General features: G+C 61.3%; 17 protein-coding genes and 1 tRNA gene. 5 read left to right on the forward strand and 13 right to left on the reverse strand.

Annotated elements, in window-relative coordinates:
- Positions 1 to 21: 21 nt before the first annotated feature.
- The 5 genes from CFII68_RS27340 to CFII68_RS22805 all read right to left on the reverse strand — a co-directional run bounded on the left by CFII68_RS27340 (position 22) and on the right by CFII68_RS22805 (position 7584).
- On the reverse strand, positions 22 to 186 hold the full coding sequence (locus CFII68_RS27340; protein ID WP_156886077.1) for a hypothetical protein: 165 nt from the start codon (positions 184 to 186) through the stop codon (positions 22 to 24).
- A gap of 477 nt (positions 187 to 663) precedes the next feature.
- On the reverse strand, positions 664 to 1200 hold the full coding sequence (locus CFII68_RS22820; protein WP_014338386.1) for a hypothetical protein: 537 nt from the start codon (positions 1198 to 1200) through the stop codon (positions 664 to 666).
- Between the two features lie 195 nt (positions 1201 to 1395).
- A complete protein-coding gene (locus CFII68_RS22815; RefSeq protein WP_033062422.1) occupies positions 1396 to 3324 on the reverse strand; it encodes a PAS domain-containing sensor histidine kinase in 1929 nt (642 codons plus the stop codon).
- Positions 3325 to 3466: 142 nt separating this feature from the next.
- Positions 3467 to 5809 carry an ATP-dependent DNA helicase gene (locus tag CFII68_RS22810; protein WP_018601962.1) on the reverse strand — a complete coding sequence of 781 codons (2343 nt, stop codon included), beginning with the start codon at positions 5807 to 5809 and terminating at the stop codon, positions 3467 to 3469.
- Positions 5806 to 7584 (reverse strand): VRR-NUC domain-containing protein, encoded by a 1779-nt coding sequence (locus CFII68_RS22805; RefSeq protein ID WP_018601964.1) that lies wholly within the window; start codon positions 7582 to 7584, stop codon positions 5806 to 5808. The genes CFII68_RS22810 and CFII68_RS22805 overlap by 4 nt, the downstream gene beginning before the upstream one ends.
- A 222-nt stretch (positions 7585 to 7806) precedes the next feature.
- Here CFII68_RS22805 and CFII68_RS22800 point away from each other — a divergent pair, with 222 nt between their 5' ends.
- Positions 7807 to 8031 carry a YgdI/YgdR family lipoprotein gene (locus tag CFII68_RS22800; RefSeq protein WP_014338391.1) on the forward strand — a complete coding sequence of 75 codons (225 nt, stop codon included), beginning with the start codon at positions 7807 to 7809 and terminating at the stop codon, positions 8029 to 8031.
- Between the two features lie 263 nt (positions 8032 to 8294).
- Here the strand turns inward: CFII68_RS22800 and CFII68_RS22795 are convergent, their stop codons facing one another.
- The 7 genes from CFII68_RS22795 to CFII68_RS22765 all read right to left on the reverse strand — a co-directional run bounded on the left by CFII68_RS22795 (position 8295) and on the right by CFII68_RS22765 (position 18091).
- Entirely contained in the window at positions 8295 to 10148 is a 1854-nt protein-coding gene (locus CFII68_RS22795) for a lipase class 3 (protein ID WP_018601968.1), read from the reverse strand.
- 55 nt (positions 10149 to 10203) lie between these two features.
- Positions 10204 to 11553 carry a TolC family outer membrane protein gene (locus tag CFII68_RS22790; RefSeq protein ID WP_018601971.1) on the reverse strand — a complete coding sequence of 450 codons (1350 nt, stop codon included), beginning with the start codon at positions 11551 to 11553 and terminating at the stop codon, positions 10204 to 10206.
- A gap of 14 nt (positions 11554 to 11567) precedes the next feature.
- Positions 11568 to 12902: an HlyD family type I secretion periplasmic adaptor subunit gene (locus CFII68_RS22785; RefSeq protein ID WP_033062424.1), complete on the reverse strand. Its 1335-nt coding sequence runs from the start codon at positions 12900 to 12902 to the stop codon at positions 11568 to 11570.
- On the reverse strand, positions 12899 to 14698 hold the full coding sequence (locus CFII68_RS22780) for a type I secretion system permease/ATPase (protein WP_018601975.1): 1800 nt from the start codon (positions 14696 to 14698) through the stop codon (positions 12899 to 12901). The genes CFII68_RS22785 and CFII68_RS22780 overlap by 4 nt, the downstream gene beginning before the upstream one ends.
- Before the next feature lie 136 nt (positions 14699 to 14834).
- Complete coding sequence (locus CFII68_RS22775) at positions 14835 to 15272, reverse strand: AprI/Inh family metalloprotease inhibitor (RefSeq protein ID WP_371103479.1); 438 nt, start codon at positions 15270 to 15272, stop codon at positions 14835 to 14837.
- A 123-nt stretch (positions 15273 to 15395) separates the two neighbouring features.
- Positions 15396 to 16853 (reverse strand): serralysin family metalloprotease, encoded by a 1458-nt coding sequence (locus tag CFII68_RS22770; protein WP_018601978.1) that lies wholly within the window; start codon positions 16851 to 16853, stop codon positions 15396 to 15398.
- A 332-nt stretch (positions 16854 to 17185) separates the two neighbouring features.
- Positions 17186 to 18091 (reverse strand): LysR family transcriptional regulator, encoded by a 906-nt coding sequence (locus tag CFII68_RS22765; protein ID WP_018601980.1) that lies wholly within the window; start codon positions 18089 to 18091, stop codon positions 17186 to 17188.
- A gap of 132 nt (positions 18092 to 18223) precedes the next feature.
- Between CFII68_RS22765 and CFII68_RS22760 the strand changes: the two genes are divergently transcribed.
- A complete protein-coding gene (locus tag CFII68_RS22760) occupies positions 18224 to 19687 on the forward strand; it encodes an MFS transporter (RefSeq protein ID WP_018601981.1) in 1464 nt (487 codons plus the stop codon).
- Between the two features lie 191 nt (positions 19688 to 19878).
- Positions 19879 to 20157 (forward strand): DUF1652 domain-containing protein, encoded by a 279-nt coding sequence (locus CFII68_RS22755; RefSeq protein WP_003201764.1) that lies wholly within the window; start codon positions 19879 to 19881, stop codon positions 20155 to 20157.
- An 834-nt stretch (positions 20158 to 20991) separates the two neighbouring features.
- Here CFII68_RS22755 and CFII68_RS22750 read toward each other — a convergent pair.
- Positions 20992 to 21663, reverse strand: coding sequence for a Bax inhibitor-1/YccA family protein (locus CFII68_RS22750; protein WP_018601985.1), 672 nt, complete (start codon positions 21661 to 21663; stop codon positions 20992 to 20994).
- Positions 21664 to 21787: 124 nt separating this feature from the next.
- Between CFII68_RS22750 and CFII68_RS22745 the strand changes: the two genes are divergently transcribed.
- Both CFII68_RS22745 and CFII68_RS22740 read left to right on the forward strand, forming a co-directional pair.
- A tRNA-Ser gene (locus tag CFII68_RS22745) sits at positions 21788 to 21875 on the forward strand.
- Between the two features lie 124 nt (positions 21876 to 21999).
- Positions 22000 to 22854: an SPFH domain-containing protein gene (locus CFII68_RS22740; RefSeq protein ID WP_018601987.1), complete on the forward strand. Its 855-nt coding sequence runs from the start codon at positions 22000 to 22002 to the stop codon at positions 22852 to 22854.
- Positions 22855 to 22913: the final 59 nt, after the last annotated feature.

The raw sequence follows: 22913 nt of genomic DNA on the forward strand, positions 1-22913 counted from the left end.
CCGGACGAGCCAGGTCGGCTACTAGGCCGCCTCGGCGTGGACGTTGATCTCGGGCGCCCCGTTAACCACGATGGCCGAACGCAGGCATTGCGCAGTGGGCATCCCGGCATGGATGCCGGGATAGCCGCGCTGGGCCATGGATGGCCCTTCGCGGCGGCCCACGGAGCAATGCCGGAGTGAGGGCATGCCGAGCCTAAGCGAGGCACCAAGTGGTGGGGCAAAGCGCTTTTGGTTACTTTTGGCGCTCTTCCAAAAGTGACCCGCCGTCAGGGCGGAACCCTAAGTAGCCGTTACCGCAGCGATGGATATGTACTCAGCCATAATCCTGGCCAGCTGTCAGACTGACTTCGTGAGCAAGCTCCTACCCAAAAACTCAGATATCTGATCTTCTAAATAGATTCCAAGGCGCAGGTTACACGGTGGCGAAAGGGTTCACTCTCCTATACGTGGTCACAGCATGCTGTGCCAACAACGACTCCACGCCGATACCGTGCGGACCACTCTCCCTCTCGGGTGCGAACACGCCAGTGATAACTACGGCCTCTGTCCTGCGCGCACCTCCTATCTTAGGCCGAATAATTGTTTGCTGCGCGACAGCGCAGCGTCGAAGACGCGGCGGGGGCTCCCTCGCCACAATGATGTTCGTCCTCAAGAGCGTGTGGCTCAACCGCCAGGATCGCCCATCTGGATATAGACCGAATACACCCCCAGCAACACCCAGAAGGTGGCGAAGATCCATGGCGTACGCACCGAGAACAGCAACGATTTACGGTAGCCCTTGTGCGTCGACTCCCGCTCGCTGAACAGCGGTGACTCGTCGTAGGCCAGGCCCATCAAGGGTTCGGCGCGCAATAACTCGCTCTGTTTGAAATGCCAGTGATCGATGATCTCGTAGGCCGCTCGAATGCCCGGCCAGGCATTGAGCGAGCTCAAGAAGCCCAGCAAGGCCAGGAATGGCGGCACGATCAACGTGAACAACTTGCCCCACTCCGGGTTCAGGTTGGCCATGCACGAAGCAAAAGCAATCACCAGGAAGGATTGGGCGGCGAGGTAAGCATCGGTTCGGTTGGCCAGGATGCTGGTTTCGTACTGGATTTCCCGGCGATAGAAATCCAGTCGTTCCTTGGGCGAGCCGAACAGTTTGGCGTTGTGTTCCGTCAGTTCTTCTTCCGGGGTTGGCCCGGTGAGTATTCTGGGCATTGCGCAGGCGGTGCCTTGGTGATGATTCGGACTCATTAGAAGAACCCGGCGCACGGCAAGTTCAAGCCAATGGATCGCAGGCGCATCAGACCTTCGAGGAAACGCGCCCATGTCGCGAGCGCTTCGCACTGGTGCGCCAACCCGGTCGAGCGGGAGCAAGCTCCCTCGCCACGGGGGAAAACATTGCATTCCTGACTATTTCATCGTCTGCCCAATGATCTGCACCAGGTCTATCTGCTTGAACGGCTTGATCAACCGAGGCAATTGCGTGGCGAAACCTTCCAAGCGTTCGGCATAACCGGTGGCCAGGATGATGGGCAGGGTCGGTTGGCGGTCGCGCAACAGTTTCGCCAACTGCGCACCGTCCATCTGCGGCATGGCCATGTCGGTGATTACCAGGTCAATGTCCGGGTTGATCTCATACAGCTCCAGTGCCTGGGCGCCCGATGGCGCGCAAAGGACCCGGTGCCCGAGGTCTTCGATGAGCAGGCGCGTGCTGGTGAGCACCAGGCTGTCATCGTCGACCACCAGCACTTTCAACTCGTCAACTGGCGGCGTTGTTTCCTGGATCGACGCTTTGCCCGGTGCCGGGTTGTCGGCCACGGGTAGCCACAACTGCGCGGTGGTACCGACACCTTTCTGGCTGCTGAGCATCAGGCGGCCGCCCAGCTGCTCCGCCAGTCCATGCACCATGGACAACCCAAGGCCCGTGCCCTTGCCGACCCCCTTGGTGGTGAAGAACGGGTCCACGGCCGAGGCCAGCGTGGCTTCATCCATGCCCTCGCCTTCATCGGTAATCGCCAGGCAAATGTAGCGCCCGGGGGCCATCGACTTGTCCGGGGCCGCATCAGACCCTTGCCGCTCATCGGCGGTAATCATGAGCTGGCCGCCATGGGGCATGGCGTCCCGGGCATTGGTCGCCAGGTTGAGAATCGCCAGTTCCAGCTGGTTGACATCGGCCAGCACCGGCGACAGTGCCTCGGCGAAACGGGTCTGGACGTGTATCGACGGGCCCAGGGAGCTTTGCAGCAGGCCGCTGATACCCTGCACCAGGGCCGACAGCTCGACCGATTCGTAGGTCAGCTTCTGCCGACGGGCAAACGCCAGCATGCGTTGGGTCAGCGAAACCCCGCGCAGCGCGCCCTGGGTCGCGTTGTCCAGCAATTGAGTGAGTTTCGGCTCGTTGGGCATGCGCTTGCGCACGATCTCCAGATTGCCAAGGATGACCGTCAACAGGTTGTTGAAATCATGGGCGATGCCGCCGGTGAGCTGGCCAATGGCTTGCAGTTTCTGGGATTGGAACAGTGCCTCACGGGCCTGCTCGAGGGCCTGCTGGGCCTGGGTGACATCGGTAATGTCGCGGGTGATCTTGGCAAAGCCCAACAGCATGCCAGTGTCGCTGCGGATCGCGTCAATGACGACGTGGGCCATGAAGCGCGTGCCATCCTTGCGCATGCGCCAGCCCTTTTTCTCGAAACGCCCTTCGCTGGCGGCGATGCTCAATGCGCGTTGTGGTTCGCCGGTATCGCGATCCTCGGGGGTGTAGAACATCGAGAAATGCCGGCCGATAGCCTCGGCCGGAAGATACCCCTTGATCCGCTGCGCCCCCAGGTTCCAGTTGGTGACCTGGCCTTGCGGGTCAAGCATGTAGATGGCGTAATCGGTGACGCTTTGCACCAACAGGCGGAACTGCTGCTCGCTTTGCTTGAGGGTTTCCTCGGCCATTTTGCGATCGGTCAGGTCGCGGGTGATCTTGGCGAAACCAAGCAAGGTGCCGCTCTGGCTGTCGATGATCGGATCGATCACCACATGGGACCAGAACAGCGTGCCGTCCTTGCGCACCCGCCAACCCTCGCCTTCAAAGCGCCCCTCATGCACGGCCGTGTCCAGCGCCCGTTGCGGCAGGCCCGCGGCGCGATCCTGATCGGTGTAGAAACGGGAGAAATGCTGGCCGAGGATCTCGGCTTCCTCGTAGCCCTTGAAACGCCTGGCGCCGGAGTTCCAACTGGTGATGATGCCCGATGGGTCGGTCATGTAGATGGCGTAGTCGACCACCGCGTCGATGAGCAGGCGAAAGCGCTGTTCCTCGTTCATGAGTGGGATCTTGGGGGCGTTCTCAAGCATCTGGCCGGGGCATCCGTATGGACTTTTTTCGGAGTATGGAACAAGTCTGGTGCCAGGAAAAATTATTGAGCGCTGGCAAGGTGTAAGCCGATGTCCAGCCTACTTCGTTTGTGGGAGCGGGCTTGCTCGCGAAAGCGGTGGGTCAGTCCACATTGATGCCGGATGCACCGACGCATTCGCGAGCAAGCCCGCTCCCACAGGGAAATTTGTGTGTTTCCTGAGTGACAGACCACCACTGCGGCAATAAGTGCTGCACCCTCGCCTCGCCAAATCGGTCGTCGATCAGCATCACCACCCCGCGATCCTGCTGGGTGCGGATCACGCGACCGGCCGCCTGCACGACTTTTTGCAGGCCGGGATACAGGTACGTGTAGTCGTAGCCATCACCGAAAATCGCGGCCATGCGTTGTTTCATCTGCTCATTGACCGGGTTGAACTGCGTCAGCCCCAGGGTAGCGATGAACGCGCCGATCAGGCGTGAACCCGGCAAATCGATGCCCTCGCCGAACGCACCGCCCAGCACCGCAAAGCCAATGCCTTGGCTGTGCTCCATGAACCGCTCGAGAAACGCCTGCCGGGGGGCTTCGCCCATGCCGCGCGATTGCGTCCAGAGCGCAATTTGCGGGTACCGCTCGGCAAACAGCCCAGCCACTTGCTGCAAGTAATCGAAGCTGCTGAAAAAAGCCAGGTAATTGCCTGGGCGTTCGCGGAACTGGCGAGCCATCAACGCGGCAATCGGCTCCAGGGACGCCTGGCGATGGGCAAAACGGGTGGAAATGCGGCTGACCACCTGCACGTCCAGTTGTTCGGCCTTGAACGGCGATTCCACGTCGATCCACACCGTGTCGCCCGGCGTCCCCAACAAGTCTGCGTAGTAATGCCGAGGGCTCAGGGTCGCCGAGAACAGCACAGTGCTGCGCGCGGCGGTCAGCCTGGGCCGCAGGAACGCGGCCGGCACCACGTTGCGCAGGCACAGCGTAGACAGGCTGCGCTGACGACCGAGCTCGCGCTTGTGGATGTCGAACAGGAAGTGCTCGTCGAAGGTTTCCGCCACCCGGCCAAACTGCAACGCATCGAAGTAAAACGTCTGCAATCCACTGTCCAGGCCCTGGGGGTGATCGTTGAGGTAATCGCCGATAGCCGTGGTACAGGTGGCCAGGGCCTGGAGCAGTTTTTCCGGCAGTTTTTCATAGGCCTGATAGGCCGCCACCTGGGACGTGTGCAAGGCGTTCCACTGGCGATTGACCCTATCCAGGGATTTCTTCAGTGGTTCGGGGGCGGTTTTGCGTACGCTGCTCAACATGGCTTGGTCGAGGGTTGCGCTGTACATCTGCCGTCCGCGCTCCACCAGGTTATGGGCTTCATCCACCAAGGTTGCGACAGTCCAGCCGTTGGCCTGTGCCAGGCCGAAGAGCAACGCGCTGAAGTCGAAGTAATAGTTGTAGTCGGCCACCACCACGTCGGCCCAGCGGGCCATTTCCTGGCTGAGGTAATACGGGCAGACCTCGTGGGCCAGCGCAATCTCGCGCAGCGTCGCCTGGTCGAGCAAGGTGACCTGGCTCGCCGCCGCCCGGGCGTCCGGCAAACGGTCGTAGAAACCACGGGCCAGCGGGCAGGATTCGCCATGGCAGGCTTTGTCCGGGTGTTCGCAGGCCTTGTCCCGGGCGATCATTTCCAGCACCCGCAATGGCATCGACGGTGCGCTGCGGGTGATCACGCGTGCCGCGTCCAGGGCCAGCTTGCGCCCCGGGGTTTTGGCCGTGAGGAAGTACACCTTGTCCAGTTGCTGCGGTGCCAGGGCCTTGAGCAGCGGGAACAGCGTGCCCACGGTCTTGCCGATGCCCGTGGGCGCCTGGGCCATCAGGCAGCGGCCAGTGCTGACGGCCTTGAACACTGATTCGGCCAAGTGCCGTTGCCCCGGCCTGAAACCCGCATGGGGAAATACCAGGGATTGCGCGCCGAGGTTGCGCGCCTGTCGATGGGCCATTTCCTGTTCGGCCCAGGCCAGGAACAACGCGCATTGCGCTTCGAAGAAGGCTTGCAACTGCGCCGCTTCGAAACGTTGGGTGATGCGGGTTTCCTTTTCGCTGACGATGTCGAAATACACCAGGGCCACGTCGATGTGCGGCAACTGCAGTTTCTGGCACATCAGCCAGCCATAGATTTTCGCCTGGGCCCAATGCAGCTGGCGATGGTTGGCCGGTTGTTTGCTCAGGTCGCCGCGGTAGGTTTTCACTTCCTCAAGGCACTGGCGGGCCGGGTCGTAGCCATCGGCCCGGCCTTTCACTGTCAGGGCCTGGTAATGACCTTCGAGGGCCACCTCGGCCTGATAACCCTCGCTGCGCCGCGAGGCGACGGTACGATGGCCGGCAATGCCTTCCAGGGCCGTGGGCGACGGCGTGAAGCGCAGGTCAAGATCACCCACCTTGGCGGTGAACTCACACAACGCCCGTACGGCGATGCTGTAGCTGGGCGCCGGGTTCATGCGGCCCCATCGCGAGCAAGCTCGCTCCCACAGGTGATCTGTGGTGACTCATCCACGGTGGGAGCAAGCTCACTTACACAGGTGTTCTGTAGTGGCTCGCCCACTGTGGGAGCGAGCTCGCTCGCGATGGCTGACTCTGCCCATTGCACATAACAAACGGCAACGGGCATCTGGTGTTCATGGCAGAACTCCAGCCAGCGCAGTTGGTTGTCTTGCAGGCGATCACCGGGGCCTTTGACTTCGATCATGCGGTAGGTCTTGTGCTGCGGCCAGAACTGGATCAGGTCCGGCATGCCGGCGCGATTGGCCTTGATGTCCAGCAGCAGACGGTCAAACCAGTGCTTGAGATGCGCGGCCGGCAGGCAATCGAGGGCTTGTTCCAGCAAGGGCTCGGACAGCGCGCCCCAGAATACGAAAGGCGACTGCACACCCCATTTTTCGGCGTAGCGACGGCCGATGGTCTGCCGATAGCGGCCATCGTCCAACTCTGCCAGGCAAGCGGCGAACAGCTCGGCGCGACGGGCGTGGAAATCCTCGTTGAGCAGGTCCACCGGCCCGCGCTGGAACGGGTGGAAAAACGCGCCCGGCAACGGCGCGAAAATCGCCGGCCAGCACAGCAGGCCGAACAGCGAATTGATCAGGCTGTTCTCGACGTAATGCACTGGCGCGGTTTCGTCGTGCAGGTGGGCCTGGACGTGGTACTCCACCGATAAGGCCGGATCGACGCGCGGCAGGTGCAGCTCCAGGCGTTCCACTTCCCGGGCCATGGCCCGTGGCACTGGCGGGCCGCCCAACTTGCGCCGCAGACGGGGCACGATCCGCAGCAAGGCCTGGGTTTCGGCGGCACTTTGCGGTGCCTGCGCCGCCGCCTCGCCCAGTTCGAGGGCCAGGGTGTATTCGCCGATGCGCTCCAGTACCCGGACCATCCGCAACCGCGCGCCCGGGTAGGTGCAATCGCGATAGATGCCCAAGGCCAAGGCCAAGTCGCCGATGCGTTCGCCGTGCTGGCCGATCAGGAACAACAACTTGGCCCGGCGCCGCTCCAGCCACGGACTGTCCAGGGACAGCTCGTTGACCTGGGCGACGATCTCTTCCAGGGGCTCGCCGGCTTCGAAGCGTTGCTGGCAGTCGTGCAGGAACAGACAGGCATCGACGTCCTCACGGCTGCGCAAACCCCGTGACTCGGCGCTGAACTCGACGGTTTCGTAGGTGAAGATGCCCAGGTCCGCCAGGACGAATTCCGACCAATCCTGATAAAGGTTGCCGAAAAACATCAACCGCAGCCGGTCGCACAGATTCATGATCGTCAGGCTGTACAGCCGGTCGTCCAACTGCGGGCACCAGACATCGAACGGCTGGGGCTGGTTGAGGCGTTCGTCCAAGGCCTGGAGCCATTCGGTCTTTTTCGCCTTGGGGTGTTCGATCAGATGGCCCAGGCAAAGGAGGATTTCCGGCTTGAGCAGCACCTCAAACAGCTCGACGAGCCCAATGGGGGCCTGTTCCTCGACCCAACCCAGCGCCAGCAGTGGCGCGACGGCGGCGCCGATGTCGCCAATTTCCGGGTAATGCAGCTTGCTATGACGAAACCGTAGCCCCTTGCGCATCACCATCCGCACCAGCAAGCCCCGGGCGCCACGCGGCAGCGCGGCGAAGTGCTCGATGAAGCGCTGCTCTTCAGTGCTGAGCACATCGGCATACCGCTGCGTCAACCAAGCGAGCACCTGCTGGAAGTTGTTCAGGTAGTAAAACGGATCGTCGAGAGAACGGGCTGCCACGGAAAGAAACGCCAAGGGAATCGGGATACTGGTTATGCATACAGATAACAGCTGTAAACCAGCCAGGCAACAGCAAAAGATGAACGGTCTCCTATATTTAAGGTGAAATCCTTCAGCTAGCGATGAACTTTCCTACGGCAAGCGAGACCAATGGCGGTTAGCTAATGTGATGGCGCGGTCGAATCAGTTGCTCCGTGTCCTTTTGATTGAGAGGTTATGGTTATGAACATCAGGTTTCTGGGCCTGCCCATGGTCGCCGTGGCATTTCTGGCGCTGGCTGGCTGCGCGTCGCCCACTGTAGTGACCTTGCAAAACGGTACCCAGTATTTGACCAAGGACACCCCCAATACTCGCACCGTCGATGGTTTCTACGAGTTCGAGGATATTTCCGGGAGGAAAGTCCGGGTCCGCGCCGATGATGTGGCAACCATTCGCAAGGAAGACTGATTACCAGTGATTCGCCGGGTAGGCCGCCATCGCGAGCAAGCTCGCTCCCACAAAGGTTTGGTGGTGAACACAAATCCTGCATACACCTTTGAACTACTGTGGGAGCGGGCTTGCTCGCGAAGGGGCCTGTACATTCAACATCAATGCAAGCTGACCCACCGCTTTCGCGAGCAAGCCCGCTCCCACAGAGGTTCGGTGGTGAATACAAATACTGCATACACCCGAGTTCCACTGTGGGAGCGAGCCTGCTCGCGATAGCGATATCAGGCGAACACGATCCCTTCGCCCCCTACCTGACCCAGCCCAACGCCCACCAGCGTCACGGAACTGTCGCCGATCTTGAGCAGCGTGTCATTGCCCACTTGTGACAGGTACTGGCTGTAGTCATCACCTGCCCCGGCGCCCGGCACGCCGAGGAACACCAGCTTGTCCCCCGCGTCGTAGCCGCTGATCCGGTCCTGGCCGAAGGTGCCGTTGAAGAGGAAGGTGTCACTGCCGCCCCCCGCTTGCATCTGGTCATTGCCCGCCCCACCGACGAAGGTGTCGTTACCCGCGCCGCCCACCAGCACATCGTTGCCGTCATGGCCGAACAGCCAGTCACCCTTCGCCCCTGCCACCAGGGTGTCGTTGGCCGCGCTGCCATTGATCGAGGAGGCATACGCCGTCAGGTTGGCGCCGGCCACCAGGCCATTGGCGGTGACGCTGTGGCTCACCTCATCCTTGAGAAGCCCCCAGAACAACCCAGGCTCCTTACTGACTAACATGCCGATGTCGCGGGTGATGCTGACCGCGCCATGGACGTCGCGCATGTACAGCGTTCCGGCCCCGTCGTGGGCGAAACTGAAATCCTTCACCGACTGCTGCAGTTGCAGGCTGTTGTTGCCCTGCCCACCCAATATCACGTTGTAGCCACCGCCATCGCGAAAGGTGTCATTGCCGGCGCGGCCCTCCAGGTAGTCGTTGCCCTGGCCACCCTGGATCAGGTCATTGCGGTCGCTGCCGATGATGAACGTGCTGCCGGTGTGGGTTTCGGCATTGCGATTGAGGTCCTGCACCCAAGTATTGGCGCGCGCAGGGTCAGACAGGTTGGCGACGATGATGGTGGAGTCTTTTTCGGTGAGGTCGTAGAACGCCGACCCCATGATCCGGCCCATGCCATCGCCATAGCCGGTAGGCAGGTGGGAAATCCAGGTGGGGATGTTGAGGATGGAAAACGGCAACACGTTCCAGGCCGTCGAAGCGTAGTGGTCGTTGAAGCTGACGATGTTGTTGGTGGCCGATTCCTGTTGCCCATCGTGCACACCCAGCGACGCGAGGTTGAACGTCGAGCCGTCCAGGGCGCGGAACACCGGATCGTTCTCGTAACCGATGTTCAAGACCTTGTCGGTACTGCTCTGGGTTGGCGAGGCGTAGGCGATGTAGTTGGCATCGGCGTAGAACCCCGACCATTGGCTGGCGCTCAAGTCCGCCAGGCTGTTGACCGCCAACCCGCCCAGGCTGTGGCCGCTGACCAGCACGTCGCTGCCCGTCAGGCCATGGGCCTGGGCAAACTTCGCGACGTCCCCCAGCAGGTTGCCAAAGGCTTCGCCGGCGTAGTTTTTCGCGTAGTCCTTGGGCCCCAGCGCGGCCATCAGGTCGTTGATCACGTCACCGATGGAATCGCCAATCAGGTTTTCCCGAGGCCCGCTGGTGCCGCGAAACGACACACCGATTTCCTGCAAGTGCCCCACGGCGTCGTACTTGCCGAGGATCTCGACCTGCGCGGTGGTGTAGCCGGCTTTTTCACCAAAAAATGTCCCGCGATCATCCACCTTGCCGGCGTAGCCCAGTTGCGTGGCGCTGATGGGTGTCCAGCCAGCCTTCTGCACCGCCTCCAGGGCCAGTTTTTCCGAGTCGGGGTTCCACGGCACGCCGGGAATCACCCCTTGGGAATCGGTGCTCCCCAGCACCGCAGTGACCAGGGTCGCCGGCAGCCCGGCACCGAAGCCGTTGAGCTGGTACCCGGCGGCAAAACCGTTGTCGAGGTTGTGGTAGGAATACAGCATGATCGCCATTGCGTCGCTGACCAGAGCCTTGGATTCGGCGGTGCCGAGGTTCTTGTAGTCGTAGATACCCATGGTTGTTGCCCTCTTTTGTTGTTGGAATCCCCTCGCCACAACGGCATCCGCGCGGTCATTGAATACCTGCCCGGGACACAAACGCCTCATCCACCTTCGCCAGGTCCTGCGGGCCGAGGGTGCCGGCGTAGTAATGCAGCTTGGTCCAGGCCATGAGGTAGTCGTAACGGGCCTGGGCCAGGTCGCGGCGGGTGGTGTAGAGCTGTTGCTCGGCATTGAGCGCATCGAGGTTGACCCGCTCGCCGCCAAGGATGCTTTGCCGGGTCGAGACCACCAGCGCTTCGGCGGAGCTCAGGGCCTTCTGATAAGCCCGCAGTTTGTTCACCCCCGACACGCAAGCGCTGAACTGGCGGCGCAGTTCGATCAGCGTCTCGCGGGTCTTGGCATCCAGCTCGTATTCGGCCTGTTCCATATGGCGGTTGGCCTGGCGGGTCGACGCCGAGACCCCACCACCGGCGTACAGCGGCACACTGACTTCCAGGCCGATGGTGTTGGTGTCGTAGCGTTGGTTATAGGTGTTGCCACTTTCCGATTCGTTCTTGCGCATCGTTGCGTAGGCACTGACCTTGGGCAGGTGCCCGGCGCGGTTGCGCTCCACCTCGAAACGCGCCACGTCCACGGCTTGGCGCTGGGACGCCAGGCTGGGGTTATTGCTCACCGCCAGTTCGTGCCAGGTGTCGAAACTGGCCGGTTGCAAGGCAAAGGTCTGGAAGGTGTCGTGCAGCGGCGCCAGGTCGCCGATATCCAGGGCCGGAACGCCAATCAGCGAGCCCAGCTCACGCAAGGCGGCGTCCTGCTCATCGCGCGCCTCGATCTCTTCGGCGATTGCCAGTTCATAGCGCGCCTGCGCCTCGAGGATGTCGGTGCGCGTCCCTTCGCCCTGGCGAAACAGATGCTCGTTCTGCTGGAACTGCTGCTCGAACGCCTTTTTCTTGGCCTGGGCAATGTCGATCTGGTCCTGGGCGAACAGCGCCTGGGTGTAATGACTCAGCACCCGCACCAACAACTCCTGGCTCTTGCCACGAAAACTTTCGTCGGCGAACAACGCCTGGGCGACGCCCTTTCGATAGGCGGCGTAAGCCTCGTAGTCCAGCAACGGTTGTTGCAGCGTCAGGCTGGAGCCGTAGCTGCTGTAGTTGCGATCGTCATGCTGGCTGGCGCCACGGTCATTGAGGTACGTGACCTTGGATTGGTTGCGGCCCTTGTTGTAGCTGTAGCCCAGGTGCGGCAACAGCCCGGCGCGGCCAATGGCGCGGTTCTCCAGGCCCGCATCGCGCTCCTTGATCGCGCCCAGGTAGACCGGGTCATTGCGCAGGGCCTGCTCGTAGAACTCGAAGGGCCCCATGGCCCAGGCGTTGTTGCACACGGAAACGGCCAGCACGGCCAGCCAATAGAAACGCTTCATCGCGTCGGACATCCTTATTCTTCGGTCAACGCAGAGCCGGCTCGGTCGAGCAGCGGTTTGAACAGGTAGTTGAGCAATGAGCGCTCGCCTGTGCGCACAAACATCTCGGCCGGCATGCCGGGCTTGATCACCAGGCCGTTGAGCTTGTCCATCGCCACGTCGCTGACGCTGCTGCGCAGGACGTAATACGGCGCGCCGGTCTTCTCATCGAGCATCTGGTCGGCAGAAATCAAGCTGACTTCCCCCGGCACCCTCGGCGTGCGGTTCTGGTTGAAGGCGGTAAACAGGATGTCCACCGGCAAATGCGGGCCGACCTTGTCGATCAGGTGCACCGGCAAATGCCCTTCCACTTCCAACCGCGTGCCCTGGGGGACGATTTCCAGCAAGGTGTCGCCCTGGCGCACCACCGCGCCCTCGGTGTGCACCCCCAGGTTGACGGCGATGCCGTCGGCGGTGGCGAGGATTTCGCTGTGTTGCAGCTCGAAGCCGGCGGATTTCAGTTGCTGTTGCAGGGTTTCACTCTTGAGCTGGGCGTCGGCCAACTGGCTACGCACCTCTTTCTGGTATTCCTCGTGATGCTGCTGCAGCTTCAGGCGCGACTCGACGATCCCCTGCTCCACCCGCCCGCTTTCGCCGCTGTTCTGCGCCAGTTCCTGCTGTACTTGCGACAGTTGGCGTTGATAGTCCAGCAGGCGGTTGCGCGGGATGTAGCCGTTGTCTGCCAAGGGTTGCAGGTTGCCCAGTTGCAGGCGCAGGGATTCGGCCTGGGCGGTCAGGTCGCTGCGGGCCCGGCGCATGCCCGCCAATTGCGCCGCGGCGCCCTCGATGCTGGCGCGCAACGCCGCCTGCTCCCGGGCGAAGGCTTCGCGGCGACTGCTGAACAGTTGCCGCTGGCCTTCAAGCACCAGGGCCAGGCGTGGATCGGGATCGCGACTCAGCTCAGCCGGAAAACTCACCTGCAACAGGTTGTCCCGCTCACTTTGCCAGCGCGCCAGGCTCGCCCAGGTCATTCGGTACTGCGCCTGCAATGATTGGACATCGGCGGCGGCCTGGGTCTGGTCCAGGCGAAACAGCGGCTGGCCCTGCTTCACCGCTTCGCCTTCGCGCACCAGGATCCGGCTGACTACGCCGGCGCTCATCGATTGCACCGCCTTGCGCTTGCCTGAAACCACCACGGTGCCTTGCACCGGGATGCCTTGGTCCAGCGGCGCGAGGCTGGCCCAGGTGAAAAAACTGCCCGCGCCAATGAGCGCCAATGCCCAGCCCATGCGGGTGAAGAAACGGGCATCGCGCTCCGGCTGCTCAACGTCCTGAGAATGTTCGAGATTCATGTCGCGCTCCTTGCTCATACACCAGCGGGTTTGCTGGCGACCTGGTACTGGCGACTCATGCTCAGTCCGTTGGGGGCCGCCTGGGGACTGTTCGGCGGTGAGCTGCGCGGCGCGTTGTCCTGTGAGCCCGACTGGCCGGACAGCGCCCGCAACACTTGCTGGCTTGGGCCGAAGGCTTGTAGCCGGCCTTCGTCGAGCACCAGTAACTTGTCGGCCTGGGCCAGTGCCGAGGAGCGATGGGTGACCAGCACGACACTGCTGCCCTGGGCCTTCATCTGCGCGATGGCACTGGCGAGCGCCGCTTCGCCAACCGTGTCGAGGTTGGAGTTGGGTTCGTCGAGCACCACCAGGCTCGGCCGGTCGTACATCGCCCGGGCCAGCGCAACCCGTTGTTTCTGCCCGCCGGACAAACCACCGCCGTCCTCCCCCAGCACCGTGTCATAGCCTTGGGGCAGGCGCAGGATCAGCTCATGGACCCCGGCCTGCTGCGCGGCGGCGACGACTTTTTGCGGATCGGCTTGGCGAAACCGGGCGATGTTCTCGGCAATGCTGCCGCTGAACAGCTCGATGTCCTGGGGCAGATAACCAACGTGCGGGCCAAGTTGCTCGCGATTCCAGCGATGAATGTCGGCCCCGTCGAGGCGCACCGTACCCGCGAGGGTCGGCCACACCCCCACCAGGACTCGGGCCAGGGTCGACTTGCCGGAACCGGACGCCCCCAGCACACCGAGCACTTCCCCGGCAGCCAAGCTGAAGCTGACCTGCTGCAGCGTCGCGCTGCGTTGTCCTGGTGGTCCCGCGCTCACTTGTTCGAAGCTCACCTGGCCCTTGGGCGCTGGCAGCGTCATGCCGTCATCCTGGGGCGCAAACGCCTGCAACAGCGCGTCGAGACGCCGGTAAGCCAGCTTGGCGCCGCTCCATTGCTTCCACACGGCGATCAACTGGTCGATGGGGCTCAATACCCGTCCCATCAGGATCGAGCCGGCAATCATCATCCCGGCGGTCATGTCGCCCTTGATCACCAGCAGTGCGCCCAAGCCCAGCACCAGCGATTGCAGGCACAGGCGCAGGGTCTTGCTCAGGGAGCTGATGACCGCGCCGGTGTCGCTGGCCTGGTTCTGCAAGCCGAGAAACCGCGAGTGCACGGCAAACCAGCGGCTGCGCAGCGCGCCGAGCATGCCCATGGCCTGGATCGTCTCGGCGTTGTGCAAATGGCTGGTAGCCAGTTGGCTGGACTGTTGCGAGTAGACGCTGGCCTGCCCCAAGGCTTTTTTGGTCATGGCCTCGTTCAGGCAGGCCAGGCCGATCAGCAGCAGCGTGCCGACGGAGGCAAACACGCCGAGCCACACGTTGAACAGGTAGATCACCAGCAGATAGATGGGAAACCACGGCGCGTCGAAGAAAGCGAACAGCGCCGGCCCGGTGAGGAATTGGCGAATATGCGTGAGGTCGCCCAGGGATTGCCCGGCGTTGCCTTCTCCCTGGCGCAGATTGCGCTCGAACGCGGCCTGGTACACCTGGAGATTGAAGCGTCTCTCCAACTGGCTGCCGATGCGGATGACCACGAAGCTGCGGACCATTTCCAGCAGCCCGATGAATACGAAGAAACCGACGACCATCAATGACAACATCGCCAGCGTGGTTTCGTTTTGGGATGACAACCCGCGGTCATACACTTGGAGCATGTATATTGAAGGCGCAAGCATCAAGACGTTAATCAACGCAGTAAAACAACCGACACTGATCAGAATGTTTTTATAAGCGCCCAGCGCTTTAAACAGCGGCACGGCGACAGCGCCCCGGCTCTTAGTCATGATTCTTCCTGCTGTTGGCTTCGCCGGATATACGGCTGTTATGCACTACCAATCTTTAATTATTAAATCGGCCCCGGCCGATGCGCACGCCTGATTGAACATACGCGTCTTGTTCCGGGGTAAACGTAACAATTTGTTAACGCTCGATCGGGCGCTCAAGCCTGAGTATTAGGCCGGACTTCAAAGTGACTTGATAATGATGTTCTTGGCGCATCCCCAGATGCACTCTAGAGTTCTGCCTGCCAATGAGGGAAAGACCATCGGGTTCGGTAAACCAATGGACCGGTTCATCCCCCAGCCAGCGACCCAGGCATTCGGTCTGCCCACCGAGGGTCTGGTCCGCCTTGAGCTCGACAAGGCAAGTGTTGGACGGTTTGTCCTGCATCGCCTGGCTTTGCGCGGTGTCCTGCGGGCTCGACAAAACGGCCAGCCACTGACCGGCCAACTGCGAGGGTTCTGCTAACAACAGGCTGCGCGCCATGGCGACTTCTCCACAAAACATCATCAGTGTAGCGAGCAACCCGGCGGTTGCCTGAGCGCTACTGGGCATGAATTTCCTACGCATTTTTTCCATCCTGGCCGGGGTCCTGTAGGAGCTGTCGAGCAAAGCGAGGCTGCGATCTTTTCGCTTGAGACTCAGGTGCCTGGGGAAAGATCGCAGCCTCGCTCCGCTCGACAGCTCCTACAGGGTTTAGCATCAGGCCACGATATCCGAGACCGCTGCCTGGCCAACGGTGCTGACCAGGAAGTCAGCCACGCCGTGCCCGGAGAAGTCCACCGACAGCAGGCTGTTGCCACCCGATGTCGACAACACCGCATCGCCCGCCGCACCGGTGAACGCACTCACGAAGTGCAGGCCCGCGCCCTTGGTGATACCGGTCAGGTCGATCTTGTCCAGGCCGCTGACGAAATCGAGAATCTGGTCCGTCGCCCCCGGCCGCGAATCGGAACTGGCGGCAAAAACAAAGGTGTCCGAACCCGAGCCACCCCAGAGCTTGTCTGCGCCACCAGCGCCCCAAAGGATGTCGTTGCCCGCGCCGCCCTTGAGTTCGTTGGCCACCGTGTTGCCAATCAGCAAGTCGCTGCCCGAACCGCCGATGGCGTTCTCTATGACGGCACCCTGGGCGATGGACACATTGCCCACCATGCCGCCAACATCGGAGAACGAGGCGTCATTGAGGTTGATTTTCTGGTTCTGGGTAAAACCGGAGAAATCCAGGGTATCGCGCCCGCCCGCGTCCCATACCGAAAACACCACTTTGTCCGACGACGAAGACGCACTGAGAAAATCACGACCGGTGTTGGAGTTGAAGCCGTAGGTCGAATCGCCGGTACGGGTCGTGGTGTTGGCACCGTAGAGCTTCTGGATGGCCGCGATGTCATCCATCAGCGGAGCGGAGGCGTAGGCTTCGACGCCGCCCTTGCTGAAGTTCTGGTCGGTATTGCTTTCGCTCCAGTAGCTCATGAGGCTGTAGCCACGGGTGTCCTGGCCATACGTGGCGTCATCGTAGGTCGGGCTGCCTTCGCCAGCGTTGTAGTCACCCGGGTGGGCCAGGCCGAGGGTGTGACCGATTTCGTGGGTCAGGGTCTGGCGGCCGTAGTTGTTCAGGTCCGGGGTCTTGTTCTGGGTGTAGCTGCTGTTGATCAGGTACCAGGAGGTCCCGTCATAGCCGGCACCCGTCCCCGGCAGATAAGCGAACGCCGCCGCGCCATCCTGGCCGCCGCTGTAGTTGCCGAAGGTCATGTGACCGTCGCCGCCGCTGGCTTTTTCGGTGAAGGTGACATTGGCCACGTCCGCCCAGGATTGCATGGCCAGGGCTGCCTGGCCTTTCTGCTGCGCACTGAACTGGCTGAAGCCGCTGATCCCATGCTTGTTCATGGTGCTGGAAGAGGCGGACGTCAGGAAGGTATAGGTCAGCTCGATCTTGCCGCTGCCGTCCCGGTCCTGGTAAGCCGCGCCGTCGCGCAGCAACTGAGTGGCCGCCTCGTCGACGGAGTACGACGGTTTGCCGTTGACGGTCAGGTTGCCGCCCCGGTCGTATTGGTGGCTGAAACTATTGATCTGGTTGAACGCATTACTGGGAGCCGCCAATGATTGCGGCGCCCAGAGGAGTTGTTCGGCAGAATCGATAGCGCTGCTTTTGACTTTCGACATAAACACACTTCCTTATTTGCAAATGGAATAGAGTTAGTCAGACAGACAATCTCTGGCGAGATCGTCCTATCACTCGCCCAATGAGGACGCAAGAAACCTGACACAATTGGAAATCAAACGTCTAGCAATTTTTTTCGTTCAATTTCACGGTTTCTCCATAATGCCAACAAACAATAGGTTTCTGCCTCGTTAGTGTGCGCATTAAACTGCCTGAGCCAAGGATTGTCAGACAAATTTCTATTTAAATATTAAATATCGATAACTAACAATTTGTGGAAGATGTCGCACTTTCTCCAACTAAGTGCCAGCGAAATGCTATTAATCAATATCTACTAAACCTCTACTGTTTTACGTGCGCACACTTCCCGCAGACAGCCTCGAAGCCAGCGATGCACAGGGTCGGCGTCCATCCGCGGATGCCAGAGCATGGCGATCGTGAACCCAGGTACTGGAAACGGCAGCGCAAAACTGTGCAGGCCGACCCGCAGGCTCGCGGTGTAGCGTTCGGGCACGCTGGCAATCAGGTCGCTGGCGCGGGCCAAGCCCAGCGCCGAGGAAAAGCCTGGCACGCTGGTGACGATTTCCCGGGACAGATTCAGAGCCGCCAGGGCCTGGTCGATGAGGCCATGATCCAGGCCGCGCATCGACACACCGACATGCCCACCTGCGGCATAACCGGCGGCGCTCACTGTTGTCTGGCTCAGCGGGTGTCCCGCGCGCACTACGCCGATCAAACGGTCGCTGAACAACGCCTGGGTTCGCAGTTCCGGGCTGGTGTCCTTGTCCACGACGGCGGTCTCCAGGTCCACGCCGCCTTCGCGAAGCGCCGTGCTGTCGCGGTCGGTCTTTTCCACGAAACGCAGGCGCACGCCGGGCGCTTGCTCGTGGATGCGAGTGATCAGGTCGATGGCAAAGTTCTCCACGAACCCTTCACGGGTGCGCAACGTGAAAGTTCGGCTCAAGCGCCCAAGATCCGGGGTCGTCACTGGCCGCAGCACCGCCTGGGCCTGCTGCACCAGGTGGCTGACCTGTTCGCGCAACTCCAGCGCACGGGGCGTCGGCACCAGCCCTCGCCCGGCCCGAACCAACAGCGGGTCACCGGTGGTTTCACGCAACCGCGCCAGTGCCCGGCTCATGGCCGACGGGCTGAGCTGCAAGCGCCGGGCGGCCCGGGCCACGCTGCCTTCCGAGAGCAGCACATCAAGGGTGACGAGCAGATTGAGGTCAGGCGAAGACATGGCGGTATCTCGAATTGAACAGATGGCGTTTGTTGCAGCTATAACCTGCAACTGCTGCGTCTTCCGCCATGTTATGCCCGGGCGTAACGTTCTGACAGCTCCGTTTCGAGCGCCATGGATACAGGTGACACGATGAGACCCGTCAACACGCAACAAAACCGGTCGGCAACCGCGCCCGCACACCGGCTCCTTTCACCTCGCTGGGCCTTGGCCAGCCTTGCGCTCTCGACGCTGCTCGCCTCCCTTGGCGCCAGTGTGGCCGCGGTGGCACTGCCGACGCTGGCCGAGGCGCTCGGCGCCTCTTTCCAGCAGGTCCAATGGGTGGTGCTGGCCTATCTGCTGGCAATCACCACACTGATTGTCAGTGTCGGCCGTTTGGGAGACCTGATGGGCCGGCGCAAGTTGCTATTGACCGGTATCGCCCTGTTCACCTTGGCATCGGCGGTATGCGGCCTGGCGCCCTCGCTTTGGCTGCTGGTCGCCGGGCGGGCGCTGCAAGGCCTGGGGGCGGCCATCATGATGACGTTGACCCTGGCACTGGTCGGCGAAACGGTCGCCCAGGAAAAAACCGGCAGCGCCATGGGGCTGCTGGCAACGCTGTCGGCGGTGGGCACGGCCCTTGGACCGTCCTTTGGCGGCCTGTTGATCAGCGGGTTCGGTTGGCCGGCCTTGTTCCTGGTCAACATCCCCCTCGGCCTGCTGACGCTAGGGCTGGCGTGGTATTCGCTACCGGTGCGTGAAGTCCCGCCGAAGCCCGAAGGCACCCGCTTCGATGTAACCGGTACATTGCTGTTGGCAATGACGCTCGCCGCCTATGCCTTGGCCATGACCTCCGGGCGCGGGAGCTTTGGCGGATTGAATAGTGCACTGCTGCTGATCGCGCTCGTGGGCGGCGGACTGTTCATTCGGGCCCAGTCCCGGGCCGTATCGCCGTTGATTCCCTTGACAGTGTTTCGCGACAAATCATGGGTATCAGGCCTGGCGACGAACGCCCTGGTCGCGACGGTCATGATGGCGACGCTGCTGGTCGGGCCTTTTTACTTGTCCATCACCCTCGGACTGCCGGCGGCCTTCGTGGGGCTGGTGCTGGCCGCGGGCCCATCTGTCGCGGCGTTGGCCGGAGTGCCTGCCGGACGCCTGGCGGATCGCTTCGGCGTGCAGCCCATGCGGCTCGCCGGCCTGGCGACCATGGTCGTCGGCTGCCTGATGCTGTCACTGGTTCCCCCAGCCCTTGGCACCGTCGGCTACCTCGCAGCTATCGTGGTGACGACCCTCGGCTACGCGTTCTTCCAGACGGCCAACAACACGGCTGTCATGGCCGATGTGGCTGTCCAGAGGCGTGGCGTCATCGCCGGGCTGCTCAACCTGTCGCGTAACCTGGGTTTTTTCACCGGAGCCTCCGTGCTCGGCGCGGTGTTTGCAGCCGCGGCGGCGACGAATGACATCACCCGCGCCAGCCCCGAGGCGGTGACGAACGGCCTGCACACGACCTTCGCCGTCGCCCTGGCGATGGTGACCCTGGCCCTGCTCATCGCCTGGAAAAGCCGCGGGCCAGAGCCCTTGCCCAAGCCTCGGGACAACCCCAGCCAAGCGTGATGGCATTCTGGGCATTACCGCTTAAGTCGTGATCCAGATCAAAAAAAGTGAACCAATCGCAAAACGGACTGAAAAAATCCACATGTGCTTCATTTTCAGGTGCTATTTTTAGTTCTCACTGGTAGAGCCATGATGGCTCTTCCTTCCTGACATGGGCAAAAGGAAGCGCTCGATTGAAGAAGGCGGGCAACATGAATAAAGGATCTTTCAGTAAGGTTACGTTCCCCAACGCTTGCCAGTTGATGCGCTGGCACTTCCATCCAATGGGATTCGAAGCGAGCATGGATGCGCCTGGCAGCATGGTTGCCCGGCTGTTTGACCGTGCCAGCGGCGAGACCATGATCGCCATTGCGGGCATCCCCTGCGCGACCGTGATGAATGCTCCGGATGTGGAACGAATAATCGAGGCGGTAGAGGCCGAGCTGGAAGCTTTTGTGCCACCGGTGGGGTTGCGGCGGTTTGCTTCCTGACAGGGTTGGTTCTTTTTACTGCTAGATAAAGCGGCGCCTCCCATTTGTATGGGCAGGCGCCGTTTTTTTTTATTGGATTGATGTGTACATATCCGTTGTTGCGGTAACGGCGACTTAGGGTTCCGCTCTTACAGCGGCTCACTTTTGGAAGAGCGCCAAAAGTAAGCAAAAACGCTTTGCCCCACCACTCGGCGCCTCGCTTAGGCTCGGTGTGCCCTCACTCCGGCATTGCTCCGTGGGCCCGCCGCGAAGGGCCATCCATGGCCCAGCGCGGCTATCCCGGCATCCATGCCGGGATACCCACTCCACAATGCCTGCGTTCGGCCATCGTGGTTAACGGGGCGCCCGAGATCAACGTCCACCGCGAGGCGGCCTAGTAGCCGACCTGGCTTAGGATGATCGCGTTTCTCCTGTGGGAACTTCTCCTGTGTGGGAGCTTGCTCGCGATGGCGGTGAATCAGCCACATAGATGCTGGCATGTATCCCGCTCTTGCTCTTGCTCTTGCTTTGGATCTTGATCTTGATCTCGACGCCCCGTTAAACCACGCTGGCCGAACGCAGGCATTGCGCAGTGGGCACCTCGGCATGGATGCCGAGGTAGCCGCGCTGGGCCATGGATGGCCCTTCGCGGCGGCCCACGGAGCAATGCCTTCGTTCAGGCATGCCGAGCCTAGGGTCCGGCTCCCGAGAAACGGATATACACATCAAAGCAAGTAAATCCCAAGGCTTTCAAAAAAACCAAAAAAAACGGCGCTTTTCATCTCTGAAAAACGCCGTTGCTTCTATGTGAACAGCCTCACGCCAAAGCGGACTACTCACTCATCACAAATGCAATCAGTCGTCACGACCCATCAGGCCGAACAGCTGCAGCAGGCTGACGAACAAGTTGTAGATCGATACATACAGGCTGACAGTGGCCATGATGTAGTTACGCTCGCCGCCGTGAATGATGGCGCTGGTCTGGTACAGGATGCAGACCGACGAGAACAGCACGAAGCCGGCGCTGATCGCCAGTTGCAGGCCGCTGATCTGGAAGAAGAAGCTGGCCAGCGTCGCCCCCAGCAAGACGAAGAAACCTGCGGTGATGAAGCCACCCAGGAAGCTCATGTCCTTGCGGGAAATCAGCACGTAGGCCGACAGGCCACCAAATACCAGCGCGGTCATTGCGAAGGCCGAACTGACCACTTCGGCGCCGCCCTGCATTTGCAGGTAGCGATTGAGGATCGGGCCGAGCAAAAAGCCCATGAAACCAGTCAGGGCGAAAGCCGACACCAGGCCCCAGGCCGAATCACGGAGTTTGTTGGTGAGGAAGAAAAGGCCGTAGAAACCGATCAGCACGACGAAGATGTTCGGGTAACCCACCCGCATCTGTTGTGCGACGTAGGCCATCACACCGCTGAAAGCGAGTGTGAGTGCCAGCAGGCCATAAGTGTTGCGCAGGACGCGGCTAACCTCTAGCTGCTCAGCCTGCACGCTGTTGTTCACTGCGTAATCCTGTTCGCGCATGGCGACACTCCTCCGGTTTTGAAACATTCAGTGGCAAGGATCATAACAGACGCTCTGTAACAAGCTACGTAGAGAGTTTGACAGTGTGTTTCATTCGGGTATTATGGCGCCCGCAACGCAATACGGAGGTGTGGCCGAGTGGTTTAAGGCAACGGTCTTGAAAACCGTCGACTGTAACAGGTCCATGAGTTCGAATCCCATCGCCTCCGCCATCTTTTAACGTTAAAGCCCTGATTATTCAGGGCTTTTTCGTGTCTGGCATTCAGAATGCCGGTTGCAGCATCAACATTGGACACCGCTATGGCAAACCCTCCCCAGCCACTCAAGGAAAGAAAAGTGACCAGTAAAACCATCGGCTCCATCGTTGCTGCAATCGCGGGCATCCTCTTGTTATGCGTATTCTTTGGCAGTTGGTACACGGTCGACGAAACCGAGCGTGGCGTGCTGCTGCGCAACGGGGCGCTGGTCGGGGTGGTTGAACCAGGGCTGTCCTTCAAGATGCCGTTCATCGAGTCGGTACGCCTGATCAGCGTCCAGAGCCAAGTGACGGCTTATGAAGACCTCCAGGCCTACAGCAAGGACCAACAGTCCGCCGAGCTCAAGGTGTCCGTGTCCTGGCACATCGCGCCTTCCGATGTCGCGAAGGTCTATACCCAGTTCAAGGACCTTGAAGGCATCCGCGACCGGATGATCAGCCGCCAGGTGCCTACCCAGGTGGAAAACGTCTTTGGCAAGTTCAACGCCGTGGCTGCCGTGCAGAACCGCGTCCAACTGGTCAACGATATTTCCACGGCCATCAAGGCCACCATTACCGGCCCGGTGATCATCGACAGCGTCCAGGTCGAGAACATCGACTTCAGTGACGCCTACGAGAAGGCCATCGAAGCGCGCATGGCCGCGGAAGTCCAGGTCAAGACCCGCGAACAACAGCTCGCCACCGAACAGGTGCAAGCGCAGATTCGAGTAACCCAGGCCCAGGCGGAAGCCGATTCGCAAGTGGCGCAGGCCAAGGCAGACGCGCTGGCGACCGAGTTGCGCGGCAAAGCCGAAGCCGAAGCCATCAAGGCACGGGCCCAGGCCCTGGCCAGCAACCAGAACCTGGTGGAACTGACCAAGGCCGAGCGCTGGAATGGTGTCTTGCCAACCACCGTGCTGCCGAACGGCGCCCTGCCCTTCATCGACATCAAGTAACACTACAGGCGCGGCCTGCCCGGCCGCGCCTGCTCCGTCCCGGAGCGCTCCCGCAGCAA

The organism is Pseudomonas sp. CFII68 (assembly GCF_000416195.1).
Taxonomy (GTDB): Bacteria; Pseudomonadota; Gammaproteobacteria; order Pseudomonadales; family Pseudomonadaceae; genus Aquipseudomonas; species Aquipseudomonas kilonensis.

What these genes read in the sequence shown, in the direction of transcription:
- CFII68_RS22765 (WP_018601980.1), bottom strand. Translation starts at nt 18,091, where the DNA reads ATGTCTTCGCCTGACCTCAATCTGCTCGTCACCCTTGATGTGCTGCTC.
- CFII68_RS22775 (WP_371103479.1), bottom strand. Translation starts at nt 15,272, where the DNA reads ATGGAAAAAATGCGTAGGAAATTCATGCCCAGTAGCGCTCAGGCAACC.
- CFII68_RS22780 (WP_018601975.1), bottom strand. Translation starts at nt 14,698, where the DNA reads ATGACTAAGAGCCGGGGCGCTGTCGCCGTGCCGCTGTTTAAAGCGCTG.
- CFII68_RS22815 (WP_033062422.1), bottom strand. Translation starts at nt 3,324, where the DNA reads ATGCTTGAGAACGCCCCCAAGATCCCACTCATGAACGAGGAACAGCGC.
- CFII68_RS22750 (WP_018601985.1), bottom strand. Translation starts at nt 21,663, where the DNA reads ATGCGCGAACAGGATTACGCAGTGAACAACAGCGTGCAGGCTGAGCAG.
- CFII68_RS22790 (WP_018601971.1), bottom strand. Translation starts at nt 11,553, where the DNA reads ATGAAGCGTTTCTATTGGCTGGCCGTGCTGGCCGTTTCCGTGTGCAAC.
- CFII68_RS22755 (WP_003201764.1), top strand. Translation starts at nt 19,879, where the DNA reads ATGAATAAAGGATCTTTCAGTAAGGTTACGTTCCCCAACGCTTGCCAG.
- CFII68_RS22785 (WP_033062424.1), bottom strand. Translation starts at nt 12,902, where the DNA reads ATGAGCAAGGAGCGCGACATGAATCTCGAACATTCTCAGGACGTTGAG.
- CFII68_RS22770 (WP_018601978.1), bottom strand. Translation starts at nt 16,853, where the DNA reads ATGTCGAAAGTCAAAAGCAGCGCTATCGATTCTGCCGAACAACTCCTC.
- CFII68_RS22760 (WP_018601981.1), top strand. Translation starts at nt 18,224, where the DNA reads ATGAGACCCGTCAACACGCAACAAAACCGGTCGGCAACCGCGCCCGCA.
- CFII68_RS27340 (WP_156886077.1), bottom strand. Translation starts at nt 186, where the DNA reads ATGCCCTCACTCCGGCATTGCTCCGTGGGCCGCCGCGAAGGGCCATCC.
- CFII68_RS22820 (WP_014338386.1), bottom strand. Translation starts at nt 1,200, where the DNA reads ATGCCCAGAATACTCACCGGGCCAACCCCGGAAGAAGAACTGACGGAA.
- CFII68_RS22810 (WP_018601962.1), bottom strand. Translation starts at nt 5,809, where the DNA reads ATGAACCCGGCGCCCAGCTACAGCATCGCCGTACGGGCGTTGTGTGAG.
- CFII68_RS22800 (WP_014338391.1), top strand. Translation starts at nt 7,807, where the DNA reads ATGAACATCAGGTTTCTGGGCCTGCCCATGGTCGCCGTGGCATTTCTG.
- CFII68_RS22795 (WP_018601968.1), bottom strand. Translation starts at nt 10,148, where the DNA reads ATGGGTATCTACGACTACAAGAACCTCGGCACCGCCGAATCCAAGGCT.